This is a genomic window from Mesorhizobium sp. M7A.F.Ca.CA.002.05.1.1 (assembly GCF_003998335.1).
Lineage (GTDB): Bacteria > Pseudomonadota > Alphaproteobacteria > Rhizobiales > Rhizobiaceae > Mesorhizobium.
This window is the reverse complement of sequence record NZ_RZQI01000031.1, coordinates 1-16,230: the sequence shown is the minus strand read 5'-3', so window position 1 is coordinate 16,230 and position 16,230 is coordinate 1. Positions and strand designations below refer to the sequence as shown.

Sequence of the window (16,230 nt, the reverse complement as noted above, 5' to 3'; positions counted from 1 at the left end):
TCCCTGGTGCTTTCGCCGAGCTCCGAGAGAGCCGCCGCCTCGAGGCGAAGATCCATCTCGATCTTGGTGGTCTGCGCCAGCGTCTGGGTGACCTCGACCGGCCGCAGCCGGCGGGACGAGGGGATGTATTTCTCCTGCAGGCGAGCGGCGAGGAAATAGCTTTCGAGATCCTGGAAGAAACGGCGGCGCACGCCGGGACGGATCACCTTGACCGCCACCTTGGTGGCAATGCCGTCATGGACAGCGTCGGCGGCATGGACCTGGGCGATGGAGGCGGCGGCGACCGGGTCGCCGAATTGCGTATAGAGATCGCCGATCTTGCGCCCGAGCGAAGCCTCGATCGCCGCGATGGCCTCGGCCCGGGGGAAGGTGTGCATCTTGTCCTGCAACGTGGCGAGATCGAGCGCCATGTCGTTGCCGACGACGTCGGGCCGTGTCGCCAGGAACTGGCCGAGCTTTACATAAGATGGACCGAGCCGGACGACCGCCTTGGCCAGCCGGTCGCTGCGCTCATAGGCCAGCGCGCGGCGGCGGGTGAACAGCCGCGCCATCCGCCATCCGAACTTCGGCAGGCCGGACAGTTCCTCACCCGGCAGAGCGGCGACGACACCCTCGCGGACCAGCACCCAGCCGGCCCTTACGAGCCGGAATCCTGCACTGACATTGCTCATGGCAGCGCCAATCCTGCCGGCTCTTTGAACCGGCATAGCACGCGTCGGTTGTGAGAAATGCGGCCCGGCCTCAAAGCTTCCAGCCCGAATGAAGTGCTGCAATACCGCCGGAGTAGTTGCGGAAGGAAACGCGGTCGAAGCCGGCGCGGGAAATCATCGTCGCGAAATTCTGTTGATTGGGAAACCTGGCGATCGATTCGACCAGATAGGAATAGGGTTCGCCGTCGCCAGTGACCATCTTGCCGATCTTTGGAATGGCGTTGAACGACCAGGCTTCGTAGGCCTTGTCGAGAAGCGGCATCTCGACCTCGGAAAACTCTAGGCACAGGAAGCGCCCGCCGGGCTTCAGCACGCGAAACGCTTCGCCCAAGGCCACCTCGATGCGCGGCACGTTGCGGATGCCGAAAGCGATGGTGTAAGCGTCGAATGTGGCATCGGCAAAGGGCAGTTCCTCGGCATTGGCCTCGACGAAATCGGTGTTGCCGGACAGGCCCTTCTTTTCGGCCCGGTCGCGGCCGACAGCCAGCATCGAGCCATTGATGTCGAGCACGGTGGCATGGGCATTGCCGTGGCTGGCATCGACGATGCGGAAGGCGATGTCGCCGGTGCCGCCGGCAACGTCCAGCACGCGCCAGCCGATCCTTTTGGGAGGATTGAGCCAGGTGACCATGGCGTCCTTCCACAGCCGGTGCAGGCCGGCCGACATCAGATCGTTCATCAGGTCGTAGCGGTTGGCGACCTTGTGGAAAACATCGTTGACCAGGGACTGCTTGTCGCCAGCCCCTACACGCTTGAAACCATAGGAGGTTTCCATGCCGCCCGCGGCCGTGGTTCTCTCAACTGACATTTTTTTGATCCGTCATAAAACCGGCGGGACCATAGCCGATCGATGGTGCGGGCGCTATTGTTTAAGGCGCGGTGTTCAGCCGCGCTTCCAGGTGGCGGGTTTTCGAGACCTGGACGGACCGACGGGATGGTTGAATGCCTTTGAAAGCGGAACTGCACTGCCACATCGAAGGGGCAGCGGCGCCCGAACTCGTCATCCGCCAGGCGCAGAAATACGGCAAGGACACCTCGCCCTATATCCAGAACGGTTCCTTCGTCTGGCATGACTTCACCTCCTTCCTGGCGGCTTATGATTTTTCCGCCGATCTGTTCCGGACCGAGGAGGACTATGCGCGGCTGGCCGACCATTATCTGACCAGTCTCGCTCGCGACGGCGCCATCTATTCCGAGGTGTTCACCTCGCCGGACCACGCGAAAAAGGCCGGCCTGTCGCCCAAGGCCTATACCGATGCGCTCGGCGAAGGCATGGCCCGCGCCAAGGCCAAGACCGGCATCGAGGGCCGCATGATCGTCACCGGCGTGCGCCATGTCGGCGTCGAGTCGATCGAGCAGGCGGCGCGCTTTGCGGCGCGCTGCGGGCATCCGCTGGTCACCGGTTTCGGTGTCGCCGGCGATGAGCGCATCGGCGATATGGAGGACTATGTCAGGGCTTTCGAGATCGCCCGCGAGGCCGGGCTCGGCATCACCATCCACGCCGGCGAATTGACGGGCTGGGAGACCGTCCAGGCGGCGCTCGATCATATCCGTCCGTCCCGCATCGGCCATGGCGTGCGCGCCATCGAGAACCCGGACCTCGTCCGGCGCATCGCCGACGAGGGCGTCGTGCTGGAATGCTGCCCCGGTTCCAACATCGCGCTCAAGGTGTTCGACAGTTTCGCCGATCATCCATTTCCGGCCCTGCAGGCGGCCGGCTGCAAGGTGACGCTCAATTCCGACGATCCGCCCTATTTCTGGACCTCGCTGAAGCGGGAATACGACATTGCCGCCGAGCATTTCTCGATGAACGAAAAGGCGCTGGCCGCCGTCACCCGCACCGCCATCGAAGCCGCTTTCGTCGATAGAAAGACGAAGACCGCGCTTCTTGCCCGGTTGAACAGCGCGGCACGCTGATTTCCGCCGACAAAGCTGTGGTCGGTGCGGGCCAAGCGGTTCCTTGACCGGCGCATTGCCGCTAGGGTTCGCTCAGGCAGCTTGAAGCGCGGCGCGTCCGAAAGGGCCATGCGCGCATTTTCGGGCGCAGGCATCAGGAGAACACCATGCAGGGCGTCACCGTCGTCGACCACCCGCTTGTCCAGCACAAGCTGACCATCATGCGCAAGAAGGAAACCTCGACGGCCGGCTTTCGCCGGCTGCTGCGCGAAATCTCGCTGCTGCTCGGATACGAGGTCACCCGCAACCTCGAACTGACGACGACGACCATCGAGACGCCGATGGAAACCATGGAAGCGCCGACGCTTGAGGGCAAGAAGCTGGTCTTTGCCTCCGTGCTGCGCGCCGGCAACGGCTTGCTGGAAGGCCTGCTCGACCTGGTTCCGGCGGCCCGCGTCGCCCATGTCGGTCTCTACCGCGATCACGAAACGCTGGAAGCGGTCGAATATTTCTTCAAGGCGCCGAGCGATCTCGCCGACCGGCTGGTGATCGTCGTCGATCCGATGCTGGCCACCGCCAATTCGGCGATCGCGGCGATCGACAAGCTGAAAGAGCGCGGCGCCACCAACATCCGTTTCCTTTGCCTGCTGGCGGCGCCCGAAGGCATCGAACGCTTTCTCAAGGCGCATCCGGACGTTCCCGTCTTCACCGCTTCGATCGACCGCCAGCTCAACGAGAAGGGCTACATCATGCCCGGCCTCGGCGACGCCGGCGACCGCATGTACGGGACCAAGTAATACCAGGCAAAGTCACCTGGTGCGATTTACCAAACGTTTACGCAAAGGCGCGGTTTTGGCGCGCGTTAAAGCGGCAAACACCATCCGGGTCTAACGATCGGCTGTCACTACGGCGCCGCGCGTCCATTTCGGACGCGCAAAGGACGCTGTAGCATTTTGATTTGCGCGTGAGCCTTTCGGAAATCGATCCCGATTTCCGGGGTCATGCGGCGAGGCCGATCCATGCTGCGCAAACTTCTGATCCTCGCCGTTTTCGCCGGTTCATCGGCATCGATACCGATTGTGTACCAGTCCAATCCGCAACTCGTCGAAAACCTGCTGAGGTCGGCGGTGCCGGGCAAACAAGCGGTCGAAGCCCAACCAGACGTCAATCTGGCATCGGTGCCCAACAAGCCCGCGGCACCGCTGCCGATGGGCCGCAAGGTGGTCGTCGCGGCAGACGAGCGCGGACATTTCTCATCGGCTTTCAAGTTCAACGGGCGCCAGGTCGACGGCATGATCGACACCGGCGCCACGCTGGTCGCCATCAACATGTCGACGGCACGCCGAATCGGCTTGTCGCTGAATGCTTCGGACTTCAGCCACGAGGTCAACACGGCCAACGGCACCATCAAGGCGGCCGTGGCCATGATCGACCGCCTGCAGATCGGCAACATCACGGTCAATGACGTCCAGACCATCGTGCTCGACGACAGGGCGCTGCGCACCAATCTGATCGGCATGAGCTTTCTCAACCGGCTCGACAAATACCAGGTCGAGAACGGCACGCTGCTGCTCGTCCAGTAAGGCTATTCGTTTTCCGCAATTTCCAAGGGAAAGCGCTATGCGCTTTCCCGGGAAAACCGGTCCACCACTTTTCCTGGAATTGCTTCAGCCGCGCGGCAGAATCCGCCGGATGACCGACTTGTCGGCGGGCGGCTTCGAGGCGCCGACCGTATAGGCCGAAAGCACGGTAGCCGCGGCGGCCTCGGCATCGGCCGATGAGCGGGCATGGATCAGCGCCAGCGGCTCGCCGATCCCAACCTCCGCACCGACCGGCAACAACCTGGTGATGCCGACCGCGGGGTCGATCTTGTCGTCCGGCCGCGTGCGCCCACCTCCCAGGCCGACCACGGCGAGCCCGATATCGCGGGTGGCGATGCCGGTGACGAAGCCGTTTGCGGTCGCGTTGACGGCAAATTCGATCGCCGCCGCTGGCAGATACTTTTCCGGTTTCTCGATGAAATCGGCGGGGCCGCCAAGCGCGGCCACCATGCGTGCGAAGGTGGCGGCGGCGCGGCCGCTGGCGAGTGTCTCGGTGGCGCGCCGCATGCCATCCTGGTTGGACGACACCAGCCCGGCCGACTGCAGCATTTCGGCGGCCAGCGCCAGCGTCACGTCCTCGAGCCGACGGTCACGATACCGGCCGGTGAGGAAATCAACGGCGTTGCGCACCTCGACGGCGTTGCCGGCGGCCGACGCCAAGGGCTCGTTCATGCCGGTGATCAACGCCGAAGCCTTTAGTCCGGCGCCGTTGGCGATCTCAACCAGGCTGTTGGCGAGTGCGGTGGCGTCGCGCGATTTTTCCATGAAGGCGCCGTTGCCGACCTTGACGTCGAGCACCAGCGATTGCAGCCCGGCCGCCAGCTTCTTCGACAGGATCGAAGCGGTGATCAGCGGCACCGATTCGACCGTGCCGGAGACGTCGCGGATCGCGTAGAGCCGTCGATCGGCGGGCGCGAGGTCGGCGGTCTGGCCGATGATGGCACAGCCTGTTTCGAGCACCGCCTTGCGAAACAGCGCTACATCGGGCTGGCTGATGTAGCCGGGAATGGCATCCATCTTGTCCAGCGTGCCGCCGGTGTGGCCAAGGCCGCGGCCCGAGATCATCGGTACATAGGCGCCGCAGGCGGCGACGATCGGCGCCAGCATCAGCGAGACATTGTCGCCGACGCCGCCGGTCGAATGCTTGTCGGTGACCGGGCCGGGCAGGTCCGACCAGTCGAGCACATCGCCGGAATCGCGCATCGCCAGCGTGAGCGCCACGGCCTCGTCGCGGTTCATGCCGTTGAAGAACACCGCCATGGCGAAGGCGCCGGCCTGGCCATCGGTGACGGCGCCCGACGTCACGCCCGCGACGAAGCCGGCGATCTCCTCTTCCGACAGCCTGAGGCCATCGCGCTTGCGGCGGATGATTTCCTGGGGAAGCATCAGATCTCCAGCAGTCCGTCGCGGAACACGCGTTGCAGGATCGTCGCCAGCCGCGCGCCACCGACCGGGGCCATGTCCTTGGTCTCCTGGTGCGAAAGCTCGGCCCCGGTCATGCCGGCGGCCAGATTGGTGATGACCGAACAGGCGGCGACGCGCAGTCCTAGGAAGCGGGCGAGAATGACCTCCGGTACGGTCGACATGCCGACCGCATTGGCGCCCATGATGCGCGCCATGCGGATCTCGGCCGGCGTTTCGAAGCATGGACCGGAGAACCACATATAGACGCCCTTGTGCAGGGTGGTGCCGGTCGCATTTGCCGCCCGTTCGATGGCCTGGCGGATGCCGGCATCATAGGCTTCAGTCAGGCCGACGAAACGCCGGTCGCTTGGTTCGCCGATCAGCGGATTGGTGCCCGAGAAATTGATGTGGTCCGATATCAGCATTACCGAGCCAGGCGGCATGTCCGGATCGACCGAGCCGGCGGCATTGGTGAGGATCAGTTTCGTGATGCCGATGCCGGCAAGCACTTCCAGCACCGGCCGCATCGCCGCGGCGTTGCCGTGCTCGTAGTAATGGGCGCGGCCCGACAGCATCAGCACCGGCACGCCGGCAAACAGCCCTGCCACCACTTCGCCGGCGTGCCCGGTGACACCGCTTCTGGGAAAACCGGGCAGGTCGGCATAGGAGATGCGGATCGGGTCCTCGATCTGGTCGACCAGACCGCCGAGGCCCGAACCGAGCACCAGGGCCGTGGCCGGCGCCAGGCCGTCCAGCCTTTCGACGAGATGATCCAGGGTTTTTTCCGTCATCGCTGCCAGCTGTTCATTTGAGCCCGTTGTTCATTTCAAAATATCGCCGCGGAAACCGTAAGGCAGCATGTCGCCCATGGTCACGGTCTCGGCCACACCTGCATTGTCGCAGAGATAGAGCTTTGTTTCCGGCCGGCAGAATTCGGCCAGCCGCTGCCGGCAGCCGCCGCAAGGCGAGCATTTCGCCATGCGTTCGGCGATGACGGCGATTTCCACGATCTTGCCGCCGCCGCCCATGATGTAGTGGCCGAGCGCCGTGGTCTCGGCGCACCAGCCTTCCGGATAGGAGGCGACTTCGATGTTGGCGCCGGTAAAGACGCGCCCGTCCTCGGTGCGCAAGGCAGCGCCGACCGGAAACTTAGAATAGGGCGCGTAGGCCTTGGCCATGGCGGCCTTGGCGGCCTCGAACAGATCATGCGACATTCAGGTGTTCTCTCCGATGATCGTGTTCAAAACCCGGCGCAAAGCCGACCTGCCGCTCAACGTTCCTTGACATAAGGTACGCCGCCGGCGCGTGGCGGGATTGCCTTGCCGATGAAGCCGGCGAGCAGGATGACGGTGAGGATGTAGGGCAGCGCCTGCATGAACTGCGCAGGCACCTTGCCGATGATGGGCAGCGGTGATCCCTGCAGGCGGATCGACGCCGCGTCCAGGAAGCCGAACAGAAGGCAGGCGAACATGGCGTTGACCGGCTTCCACTTGGCAAAGATCAAGGCTGCCAGCGCGATATAGCCCTTGCCGGCGGTCATGTCCTTCACGAAGCCGCCATTTTGCACCATCGACAGGTAGGCGCCGGCAATGCCGGTGAGGATGCCGGTGCAGATCAGCGCCCTGTAGCGCAGCCAGGCGACCGATATGCCGGCAGTATCGACGGCGGCCGGGTTCTCGCCTACGGCGCGCAGCCTGAGGCCAAAACGGGTGCGAAACAGCACCCACCAGGTGAACGGCACCATCAGGAAGGCAAGATAGACCAGGATCGAGTGGCCCGACAGGAGCTCGGCATAGATCGGTCCGATGATCGGAACGCCGCGGATGGCCTCGGCGCCCGGCAAGGTGATGGCCTCGAAGCGCTCGCCCGGTTGCAGCGCCGGCGTGCGCCCGCCCTGCTGGAACCAGGCCTGGCCGAGGATGATGGTCGAGCCGGCGGCGATGAAATTGATCGCCACGCCGGAGACGATCTGGTTGCCGCGATGGGTGATCGAGGCAAAACCGTGGATCATGGCAAAGGCGACCGAGATCAGGATCGCCATGCCGAGGCCGAGAAAGGCCGAATGGAACACGGAAGCGGCGGCCGCACCGGCGAAGGCGCCGACCAGCATCTTGCCTTCGAGACCGATGTCGAAGATGCCGGCGCGTTCCGAATAGAGGCCGGCGAGGCAGGCAAGCAGCAGCGGCACCGAAAGGCGGATGGTGGAGTCCAGTGTCTGGATGATCGCGTTGAACACATCCATCTCAGGCACCTTTCCCCTTGACCGCTTCCATGCCCACCGATCGCGGACTGAACGAGGCGAACAGCGCCTGGATGTAGGGCCGGAACATGTGCTCGAGGGCACCGGCAAACAGGATCACCAGGCCTTGAATGATGACGATCATGTCGCGGCTGATCGCCGGCATCTCGAAGGCGAGTTCGGCGCCGCCCTGGTAGAGCATGCCGAACAGGATCGCCGCCAGCACGATGCCGACAGGGTGCAGGCGGCCCATCAGCGCCACGGCGATGCCGACGAAGCCGGCGCCGGAAACGAAGTCGATGGCGACATTGTGCTGATCGCCCATCACCGGATTGAGTGCCATCATGCCGGCCAGCCCGCCCGAGATCATCATGGCGGTGATGATGATGCGGGTTTCGGAGATGCCGGCATAGCGTGCCGCTTTCGGGCTGTGACCGTAGGTGCGCATTTCATAGCCGAGCTTGGTGCGCCAGATCAGCAGCCAGACCAGGAAGGCCATGACCAGCGCCAGCAGGAAGGTGACATTGAGCGGCGCCGAACGGATCTTGGCGCCGAACAGCTCGATGATCCAGTTGAGCTTGGGCAATTCCGCGCCGGCGAGGAAGTTACGCGTCTGCGGCGCTTGCGAGGCGGCTGGCTTCAACGGGCCGACCAGCAGGTAAACCATGATCGAGGCGGCGATGAAGTTGAACATGATGGTGGTGATGACGATGTGCGAGCCACGCTTGGCCTGCAGATAGGCCGGGATGAGCGCCCACAATGCGCCGACCGTCGCCGCAGCAATGATCGCCAGCGGGAAGGTCAGCCACCATGGCAGTGTGCTGTCGAAGCTCAGGCAGACGATGGCGATGCCGAGGCCGGCGATGTAGGCCTGCCCTTCGGTGCCGATGTTGAACAGGCCGCAATGCGCGGCCACCGCCACCGAAAGCCCGGTGAAGATGAAGGTGGTCGCATAAAAGAGGGTGAAGGCGATGCCTGTGCCTTTGCCGAAGGCGCCCTCGACCAGGATGACGGCTGCGCGCAGCGGATTCTCGCCGACCAGAAGCACGACGAAGCCGGCGACGACGAAGGCGACGAACAGATTGATCAGCGGGATCAGGCCATAGTCGGCCCAGGCCGGCAGTTTGGCGTAGGGCGCGCTCAAAGTGCTGCCTCCTGGTGCTCGATGCCAGCCATCAGCAGGCCGAGCTCGCCCTCGGTCGCTTCGGGGCCGCGTTCGCCGACGATGCGGCCCGCAAACATCACCAGGATACGGTCGGACAGCGAACGGATCTCGTCCAGCTCGACCGACACCACCAGCACCGCCTTGCCCTGGTCGCGCATGGCGATCAGGCGCTTGTGGATGAATTCGATGGCGCCGACATCGACGCCGCGTGTCGGCTGGCCAACGATCAGAACACCAGGGTCCTGTTCCATCTCCCGCGCCAGCACGATCTTCTGCTGGTTGCCGCCGGAGAAATTGGCGGTCTTCAGCCGGCAGTCGGCCGGCCGGATATCGTATTTGGCGATCTTGTCCCTGGCATCGTTGCGGATGGCATCGATGTTGAGGAACGGCCCCTTCAAATAACGGGGATCATCGTGATAGCCGAGGATCGAATTCTCGTTCTCCTCGAAGGCCAGCACCAGCCCGACGTGATGGCGGTCCTCCGGCACATGCGCCAGGCCGCGGTCGCGCAGTTCGCCCGGGTCGGCGGCGCCGGTCAGGTCGATCGGCTTGCCGTCGAGCATGACCGAGCCGGACACCGCACGCCTGATGCCGGAAATCGCCTCGAGCAGTTCGGATTGTCCGTTGCCGGCGACACCGGCGATGCCGACGATCTCGCCGGCCCTGATATCGAAGGAGATGTCGTCGACCATGGTTACGCCGCGCGTATCCTTCACCGTCAGGTTCTTGACAGCGAGCTTGACGGCGCCGGCCTCGGCCTCGCCCTTCTCGACCCGCAAGAGCACGCGCCGCCCGACCATCAGCTCGGCCAGTTCCTCGACAGTCGTCTTCCTGGTTTCGCGCGTCGCCACCATCGTGCCCTGGCGCATCACCGACACGGTGTCGGTGATGGCCATGATCTCGCGCAATTTGTGGGTGATCAGCACCACCGTCTTGCCCTGGTCTTTCAATTGCCCGAGGATGCGGAACAGGTGGTCGGCCTCGGCCGGCGTCAGCACGCCCGTCGGCTCGTCGAGGATCAGGATCTCGGCGCCGCGATAGAGCGCCTTCAGGATCTCCACCCGCTGCTGCAGGCCGACCGGCAATTCCTCGATGATTGCATCGGGATCGACTTCCAGCCCGTATTCACGCTCCAGCCGCTCCAGTTCGGAGCGCGCCTTGGCGATGCTCTTCTTCAAGAGCGCATCGCTTTCGGCGCCGAGGATGACGTTCTCCAGCACCGTGAAATTGTCGACCAGCATGAAGTGCTGATGCACCATGCCGATGCCGAGCGCGATGGCGTCATTGGGGGTTTTGATCGAGGCCGACTGGCCGCCAACGCGGATCTCGCCGCTGTCGGCCTGGTAGAAGCCGTAGAGGATCGACATCAGCGTCGACTTGCCAGCTCCGTTCTCGCCGACAATGCCGTGGATCGTGCCGCGACCGATCTCAAGGTTGATGTCCCGGTTGGCGCGCACCGCACCAAAACTCTTGTTGATGCCGATCAACTCGATTGCGGCTTGCGCCATGCAGCCTGTCCCACTCTTATTTTTTTATCGCTTGGTCAAAACGCCTAGCATGACGCTCCGCCCGTGCCAATTGGCGGAGCCGGTTCACTCTCGACAAATCCCGGTGCGCTTGTCAATTTGCAACGTGGCCGGGGCCTTCACATTCGCTAGTATGACGGCGCCGAAATTCGCATCACGGCGCAAGACATCGCGGTGAACGACATCGCGGTGAGACTGGGGAATTCACATGATCACGCCCGCCGACCGGCTGACGACGCTGGAAATACGCGCCGCCGAGCAGGAGAAGATCATCGAGGAACTGTCCGGCCAGATCGCCGAGCAGTGGAAAGTGATCGAGCGCATGCAGCGCAAGCTGGACGCGCTGACGGATCGCTTCCTGGCGCTGGAGGAGCAGACAGGAGATGAAGTGCCGGTAACCAAGCCACCGCACTGGTGAGGAAAAAGGGAAGGTGCACGCCTTGGTCAGTGAAAGCGATCGCATCGCGCGGGCCGGCGAATATGTGCTCGGTCTTATGAACGACAAAGACCGCGAACGGGCCGAACGTGACCTGGAGGTCGATCCCGCCTTCCGCGACGCGGTCGCGCGACTTGCCGAGCAGATGTATTTCTTCGACCGTTACGGAAAACGCGACCTGCTGCCTGGCAGGCATTGGGAACTGGTTACCCAACGCCTAGCCGAGTTACCTCAGATGCGCAGCGTCGAGCTCGGCGGCAATGAGGTCAAACCGCGCACGGTGATCCGAAGCCTGTCCCGGCCACCATACGGCATTGGCGTGCACGCGCTTGGCGGCCGGCGCGGAGTTGTCGTTGCCGCCGGGCTGATGGTGGCGTTCGCGCTGGGCTGTCTCGTCGCGAAGCTGCTATAGGCGAGGGCGGCGCGACATCAGCGCCATCTTCTCGCCGTCCGAGCCGCTTATCTCAACGGTATTCCAGCCGAGAGCCGCGTAGAAATCACGCGCATCCCATGTGTAGAGATGGAGCATCTCGACGCCCCGTGACGCCGCATGGGCTTCCGTTGCCTTGACCAGCGCGGTGGCGATGCCTCGGCGTCGATACCTTGCATCGACGACCAACCCGGCCAGCCATGGCGTCAGATCATGTACGGGCTCCAGCTCGTGGCGGACCAGCAGGCATGTCCCGACCGGGGTGTCGCCGATCCGGGCAACGAATGCCGCCTCGAAGCCGTCACCGGCGATCAAGCCACGAAGCCCTGCCGCATCTTCCCCGAGCGTCCTTCCGGTTCCCTCGAAAAACGTGGCCAGGCGCAGCTGGGCTACCGCTGCTACGTCGTGCTCGCCGATGGGTGCGATCTTTGGCTGCATCTGTATCCCGAAACGGTGGCCGGCACGGAGCGAACGTTTCGCTCGATCCGGTAAAGACAAAACCGCCGGGCTGGCGCCCGGCGGTTTGCAGATCATGTCTGTGTGTTCGTGCCGCTCAATAGGGGCAAGCGTTGTCAGCCGTATAGTCGTGCACTTCGGTCTTGCCGGCAATGATGTCGGCCTTGGCCTTTTCGACGGCCGCCTTCATCTCGTCCGTCACCAGCGCCTTGTTGTTGTCGTCCATGGCGTAGTCGACGCCGCCTTCCTTGAGGCCCAGATTCTCGACTCCGCCCTTGAAGGTGCCGTTCTTGCCGTCCATGAAGGCGGTGTAGACGGCGACGTCGACGCGCTTCAGCATCGAGGTCAGCACCTTGCCCGGCTGCAGGCCGTTCTGGTTGGAATCGACGCCGATGCCGAGCTTGCCGGCATCTGCCGCCGCCTGCAGCACGCCGACGCCGGTGCCGCCTGCCGCGGCGTAGATCACGTCGGAGCCCTGGTCGATCTGCGTCTTGGCGATCTCGCCACCCTTGGCCGGATCGTTCCAGGCAGCCGGCGTGTCGCCGGTCATGTTCTGGATGACATCAGTCGCACCCGCCGACTTGGCGCCGCCGACATAGCCGCATTCGAACTTGCGGATCAGAGGGATATCCATGCCGCCAACGAAGGAGACCTTCTTGGACTTAGAGGCCATCGCCGCCAGGATGCCGACGAGGTAGGAGCCCTCCTGTTCCTTGAACTTCAGCGACCGCACGTTCGGCAGATCGACCTGGTCGTCGATGATGGCGAAGTTCAGGTCGGGATATTCGGCGGCGACCTTGGTCAGCGCGTCCGTCCAGGCAAAGCCGGCCATGACGATCGGGTTGCGGCCGTCCTCGGCGAAGCGGCGCAGCGCCTGCTCACGCTGCGAGGCATTGGAGACCTCGAATTCGACGTAGGCCGTGCCGGTTTCCGTCTTGAATTTCTCGGCGCCGTTGTAGGCAGCCTCGTTGAAGGATTTGTCGAACTTGCCGCCGAGATCATAGAGGATGGCCGGCTGGACATCCGCGGCGAAAGCCGGAAGAACCATTGCGGTTGCGGCCAGGAGGCCGAGAACGATACGTTTCATGTGATCCACACCCTGTCGGTTATTTTTTCCGTTATGCACCGCATGCCTGCCCGGTTCTCCGGCAGGCATACGACGTCAGCCAGGAGTGTACTCCCTCCCGCTCGGCGGCAATCTGGCATGGCCCGAAACAAAATTCACGCGGAATTTTGACCTTTTGGAAAAGCTTGGTGCGGACAAGCCGCACCGCAGCTTGTCCTTGCGCCAAGTGTCAGGCGGAGGCGGCGGCAGGGATGGCGCAAGCGACGCCGGTGCCTTTGAGGTTGCACGTGCCGTAAGGGTTCTTCGCCAAATATTGCTGGTGATCGGCTTCGGCGAAGTAGAATTCGGCCGCCGGCGCGATCTCGGTGGTGATCCTGCCGTGGCCGGCACCGCGCAGCGAGGTCTCATACGCATCGCGCGAGGCGCTCGCCGCCCGCAATTGCGCCTCGTCGCTCGTGTAGATCGCGGAGCGATAGGCGGTGCCGACATCATTGCCCTGGCGCATGCCCTGCGTGGGGTCGTGGCTTTCCCAGAACAGCTTCAGAAGCCCAGCATAGGAGACGATCTCGGGGTCATGGACCACCAGCACCACTTCGGCATGACCGGTAAGCCCGGTGCAGGTCTCCTGATAGGTCGGATTGGGGGTGAAGCCGCCGGCATAGCCAGCCGCGGTGACCCAGACGCCTTCGATCTGCCAGAACAGCCGCTCCGCACCCCAGAAGCAGCCCAGTCCGAACATCGCCGTCTCCAGCCTCTCGGGATAAGGACCCTTGAGCGATCTTTTCAAGACCTTGTGTCTGGATGCGGTCGGGATCGCCCTGGCGCGGCCCGGCAGGGCCTGGGAGGGCTTCGGCAGATTGAGCTTCTTGTTCAGCATGTCGCTGAGAAAGAACATGCGCGGCTCCTCTCCGGGTGAAACGCAAGAAGCCGCATGACGGCGGCTTTGTTTGAGCATCGGATTCCCAAAACCGGCAACCGCTTTTGGGTCCGATGCTCTAGGTGGCGGCGAACTGCCCAGCACGCGGCGGCCGCCTGTAGCCTATCGCATAGAGCAGGAAAGCCAGCACCGCGAACACGGCGAAGCCCGGCTGGTTCAGCACCCAGGCGACGGCGCCGTCCCACAGCAGCGGGCTGGCCTTGGTTCGGATGAAGGTTTCGAAGGCGGCCCTCGTGTCGGGCGAGACCGCCAGCCAACTGGTGTTGAGCGGGGTCAGCACCAGCACGGAGGCCGCCACGGTGCGTGTCGCGTCGAGCACCGCCATGATGACGGAAATCGACAGCGCGATCATTGCGGCAAGACGAAAGACGAAGCGAAACATCAGAACCCTCCTCCGGGCTGGTCCCCTCCCGAGGGGCCTTTCAGAGATAGAATGCGCATGGCTGGATCGCAATCGCCATACGCGAATTTGCAGACTCCAAACTCAGGTCAACAGAAGGCCGGACGACAGTCGGTCGGGTGGCTTTTCATTGACATGTGAGGGCAGCTATGCTAACAATTTCAGCAGGGTGCTGATTTGCGCCGACGACCCGCCGCACAGGCGGGTTTTTGCGTTTGGTGCCTCGCAAACCGACGTGCCGGCCAAGTCTTCAAAGACCGGGTGAACCCGGATTCGTTGCCCTGCGCGAATTATGCGGCCGGCTTCCTTTTGCGCCGATGGACACGCCAGACGGCAAAAACGCCGCCGCCAATGGCGCCGATCACCAGGCCGGCCAGGCCGGTGAACACGGCGAAATAGCCGCAGGCGCCCTCGAAACAGCTCATCTCGGTGGCATCAGCGATCACCGAGCCGATGGCGAATCCGCCCACGGCGCCGATGACCGCGCCCAGGACGATGCCGAGCAGCGCGGCGACGACCGAGACGAAGACAGGCGGGCTTTCGGTTTCCGGATTGACATAAACGGCATCGGCTTCGGATCCACGGCGCAGCAGATAGATGCAGAGGACCCCGATGGCGAGTTGAGCAGCGGTGATGGCAAGCGCCTGGCCCGAAAAGACGAAATCCGAAATCGTCAGTGCACAGGCCTGCCAGGCCACCAGCCAGATGATTGTGGCGACCTGCCAGATGGTGAACTGGCGCGGGAAACGGGCCGAGCGGCCGAAGGCGAGGCCGAGCAGGTAAAGCCCCCACAGGATGGTGATGATGTCGACGGCGAGCCCGCCATAGACAAGGTAAAACACGCTGTCTGGCAGGCCGGTGGCGCCGACCGCGGGCCAGACGGAGATCAGGCCGTAGACCGACCACGCCATGACGAAGACGAGCCAGCCCACCGGCACGAAGGAAAGCCCGCTGTCCGGCCGCCTGACTGGCGTCTGTCCATTGCTCGATGTCATGTCCGCACAATGCCCCCGCAAAGCCTCGGCACCCGACAGGCAACTCCGGGGGAAGTCAAGGGCGGCCGGCCCGGCGGTCGTGCCTGTGCACACCATTGCAGCGGCGGCGCCCGTAAAAACGGGCATGCCGGCGGCCTTGCGAAACACTGTATGGCCGGCAAAGCGAATAGACTGCTGATATGGCTTGGCATTCGGCGCCGGATCGACTAGATGAGCCCCGCGCCTGTTGCTTCGACGGCTCAGGTGCGGGGAAGGGCGTTCGCTGGTTGGCGGCGCCGATGGCGGAAGTTCCGCCTTGCCCCAAGGGAGGTGCATCTCCCCAACCCGCGCGGCAAAACCGGCCGACGCGACATGCATGGACGGAGAGGTGGCCGAGTGGTTGAAGGCGCACGCCTGGAAAGTGTGTTTACGGGAGACCGTAACGCGGGTTCGAATCCCGCTCTCTCCGCCAGCTTGCACCTAGGTGTGATCAAGATCGGCGCGCCCCAGGCAATATGATCTGGCGCAGGCTGCCGACGCTCATCGCGATCTCGAGGCCAGGAGGACAACCGGGGCGCTTGTGCTTGGTGCAATCTCGAACACGACCGACGTCCCGTGATGAATTGCTTCGCCAAATCAAAACGGGGTGGTCGATCGTCTCGCCCTAGATCACCGCTTCCTCGAGGAACGGCTCGTTGCGCTCTATGCGCTCGTAACAGAATGGCGACAGATCGAGCGTCTGGAAAGCCCCGTGAACGATAAGTTCTGAAACTCCCCGGCCCACGGCTGGCGACTGTTGCAGCCCGTGCCCCGAGAAGCCGTTGGCAAACATGAAATTGGTCACCTGCGGGTGGAAGCCGACGATGCCGTTGTGGTCGAGCATGTTGTACTCGTAGTGGCCGGTCCAACTGGTCTGGACCTTGAGTGCGTCGAAAGACGGAATGCGGTGCCAGAGTGCCGGCCAGATGTAGTCGTCGAACTCTTCATGGT

19 protein-coding genes and 1 tRNA gene are annotated in these 16,230 nt (G+C 63.6%); 6 read left to right on the top strand and 14 right to left on the bottom strand.

Features of this window, described 5'->3' with window-relative positions; translation table 11 throughout:
- Both EN939_RS03370 and ubiE read right to left on the bottom strand, forming a co-directional pair.
- A partial coding sequence (locus EN939_RS03370) for an AarF/UbiB family protein (RefSeq protein WP_245473049.1) occupies positions 1–671 on the bottom strand: 671 nt, incomplete at its 3' end.
- A 70-nt stretch (positions 672–741) separates the two neighbouring features.
- A complete protein-coding gene (ubiE, locus tag EN939_RS03365) occupies positions 742–1,518 on the bottom strand; it encodes a bifunctional demethylmenaquinone methyltransferase/2-methoxy-6-polyprenyl-1,4-benzoquinol methylase UbiE (RefSeq protein WP_127266931.1) in 777 nt (258 codons plus the stop codon).
- A 134-nt stretch (positions 1,519–1,652) separates the two neighbouring features.
- Here ubiE and EN939_RS03360 point away from each other — a divergent pair, with 134 nt between their 5' ends.
- The 3 genes from EN939_RS03360 (at position 1,653) to EN939_RS03350 (ending at position 4,189) form a co-directional block, all read left to right on the top strand.
- Positions 1,653–2,627: an adenosine deaminase gene (locus EN939_RS03360; protein ID WP_127266930.1), complete on the top strand. Its 975-nt coding sequence runs from the start codon at positions 1,653–1,655 to the stop codon at positions 2,625–2,627.
- Positions 2,628–2,773: 146 nt separating this feature from the next.
- Positions 2,774–3,403, top strand: coding sequence for a uracil phosphoribosyltransferase (gene upp / locus EN939_RS03355; protein ID WP_127266929.1), 630 nt, complete (start codon positions 2,774–2,776; stop codon positions 3,401–3,403).
- 222 nt (positions 3,404–3,625) lie between these two features.
- Positions 3,626–4,189 carry a TIGR02281 family clan AA aspartic protease gene (locus EN939_RS03350; protein ID WP_127266928.1) on the top strand — a complete coding sequence of 188 codons (564 nt, stop codon included), beginning with the start codon at positions 3,626–3,628 and terminating at the stop codon, positions 4,187–4,189.
- A gap of 84 nt (positions 4,190–4,273) precedes the next feature.
- Here EN939_RS03350 and deoA read toward each other — a convergent pair whose 3' ends face one another.
- Genes deoA through EN939_RS03320 form a run of 6 tightly spaced genes read right to left on the bottom strand, consistent with a single transcriptional unit; the run spans position 4,274 to position 10,523 of the window.
- The gene (gene deoA, locus EN939_RS03345) at positions 4,274–5,593 is read right to left on the bottom strand and encodes a thymidine phosphorylase (RefSeq protein WP_127266927.1); all 1,320 of its coding nucleotides are present in this window, start codon (positions 5,591–5,593) and stop codon (positions 4,274–4,276) included.
- Complete coding sequence (locus tag EN939_RS03340) at positions 5,593–6,402, bottom strand: purine-nucleoside phosphorylase (RefSeq protein ID WP_127266926.1); 810 nt, start codon at positions 6,400–6,402, stop codon at positions 5,593–5,595. The genes deoA and EN939_RS03340 overlap by 1 nt, the downstream gene beginning before the upstream one ends.
- 30 nt (positions 6,403–6,432) lie before the next feature.
- Positions 6,433–6,825: a cytidine deaminase gene (cdd, locus tag EN939_RS03335; RefSeq protein WP_127266925.1), complete on the bottom strand. Its 393-nt coding sequence runs from the start codon at positions 6,823–6,825 to the stop codon at positions 6,433–6,435.
- 56 nt (positions 6,826–6,881) lie between these two features.
- Positions 6,882–7,853, bottom strand: coding sequence for an ABC transporter permease (locus tag EN939_RS03330; RefSeq protein ID WP_127266924.1), 972 nt, complete (start codon positions 7,851–7,853; stop codon positions 6,882–6,884).
- A gap of 1 nt (position 7,854) precedes the next feature.
- A complete protein-coding gene (locus EN939_RS03325) occupies positions 7,855–8,994 on the bottom strand; it encodes an ABC transporter permease (protein ID WP_127266923.1) in 1,140 nt (379 codons plus the stop codon).
- Positions 8,991–10,523 (bottom strand): ABC transporter ATP-binding protein, encoded by a 1,533-nt coding sequence (locus EN939_RS03320; protein WP_127266922.1) that lies wholly within the window; start codon positions 10,521–10,523, stop codon positions 8,991–8,993. Before EN939_RS03320 ends, EN939_RS03325 begins: the two co-directional genes overlap by 4 nt.
- 229 nt (positions 10,524–10,752) lie before the next feature.
- On the opposite strand from EN939_RS03320, the gene EN939_RS03315 reads away from it, so the two are divergent.
- A complete protein-coding gene (locus EN939_RS03315; protein ID WP_206517192.1) occupies positions 10,753–10,959 on the top strand; it encodes a SlyX family protein in 207 nt (68 codons plus the stop codon).
- 22 nt (positions 10,960–10,981) lie between these two features.
- Positions 10,982–11,389, top strand: a complete 408-nt coding sequence (locus EN939_RS03310) for a hypothetical protein (RefSeq protein WP_127266920.1) — start codon at positions 10,982–10,984, stop codon at positions 11,387–11,389.
- Here the strand turns inward: EN939_RS03310 and EN939_RS03305 are convergent.
- From EN939_RS03305 to EN939_RS03285, 5 genes are all read right to left on the bottom strand, one after another.
- Positions 11,384–11,845: a GNAT family N-acetyltransferase gene (locus EN939_RS03305; RefSeq protein ID WP_127266919.1), complete on the bottom strand. Its 462-nt coding sequence runs from the start codon at positions 11,843–11,845 to the stop codon at positions 11,384–11,386. The two genes, EN939_RS03310 and EN939_RS03305, sit on opposite strands and share 6 nt — an antisense overlap.
- 115 nt (positions 11,846–11,960) lie before the next feature.
- Positions 11,961–12,950, bottom strand: coding sequence for a BMP family lipoprotein (locus EN939_RS03300; RefSeq protein ID WP_127266918.1), 990 nt, complete (start codon positions 12,948–12,950; stop codon positions 11,961–11,963).
- A gap of 208 nt (positions 12,951–13,158) precedes the next feature.
- Positions 13,159–13,824 (bottom strand): peptide-methionine (S)-S-oxide reductase MsrA, encoded by a 666-nt coding sequence (gene msrA / locus EN939_RS03295; RefSeq protein WP_127266917.1) that lies wholly within the window; start codon positions 13,822–13,824, stop codon positions 13,159–13,161.
- A gap of 100 nt (positions 13,825–13,924) precedes the next feature.
- Positions 13,925–14,248 (bottom strand): hypothetical protein, encoded by a 324-nt coding sequence (locus tag EN939_RS03290; protein ID WP_127266916.1) that lies wholly within the window; start codon positions 14,246–14,248, stop codon positions 13,925–13,927.
- A gap of 308 nt (positions 14,249–14,556) precedes the next feature.
- Positions 14,557–15,261, bottom strand: a complete 705-nt coding sequence (locus tag EN939_RS03285; RefSeq protein ID WP_236383026.1) for a hypothetical protein — start codon at positions 15,259–15,261, stop codon at positions 14,557–14,559.
- A gap of 361 nt (positions 15,262–15,622) precedes the next feature.
- Here EN939_RS03285 and EN939_RS03280 point away from each other — a divergent pair.
- Positions 15,623–15,712: transfer RNA gene (locus EN939_RS03280), tRNA-Ser, on the top strand.
- 192 nt (positions 15,713–15,904) lie between these two features.
- Here EN939_RS03280 and EN939_RS03275 read toward each other — a convergent pair.
- A partial coding sequence (locus EN939_RS03275) for an NAD(P)/FAD-dependent oxidoreductase (protein ID WP_164750872.1) occupies positions 15,905–16,230 on the bottom strand: 326 nt, incomplete at its 5' end.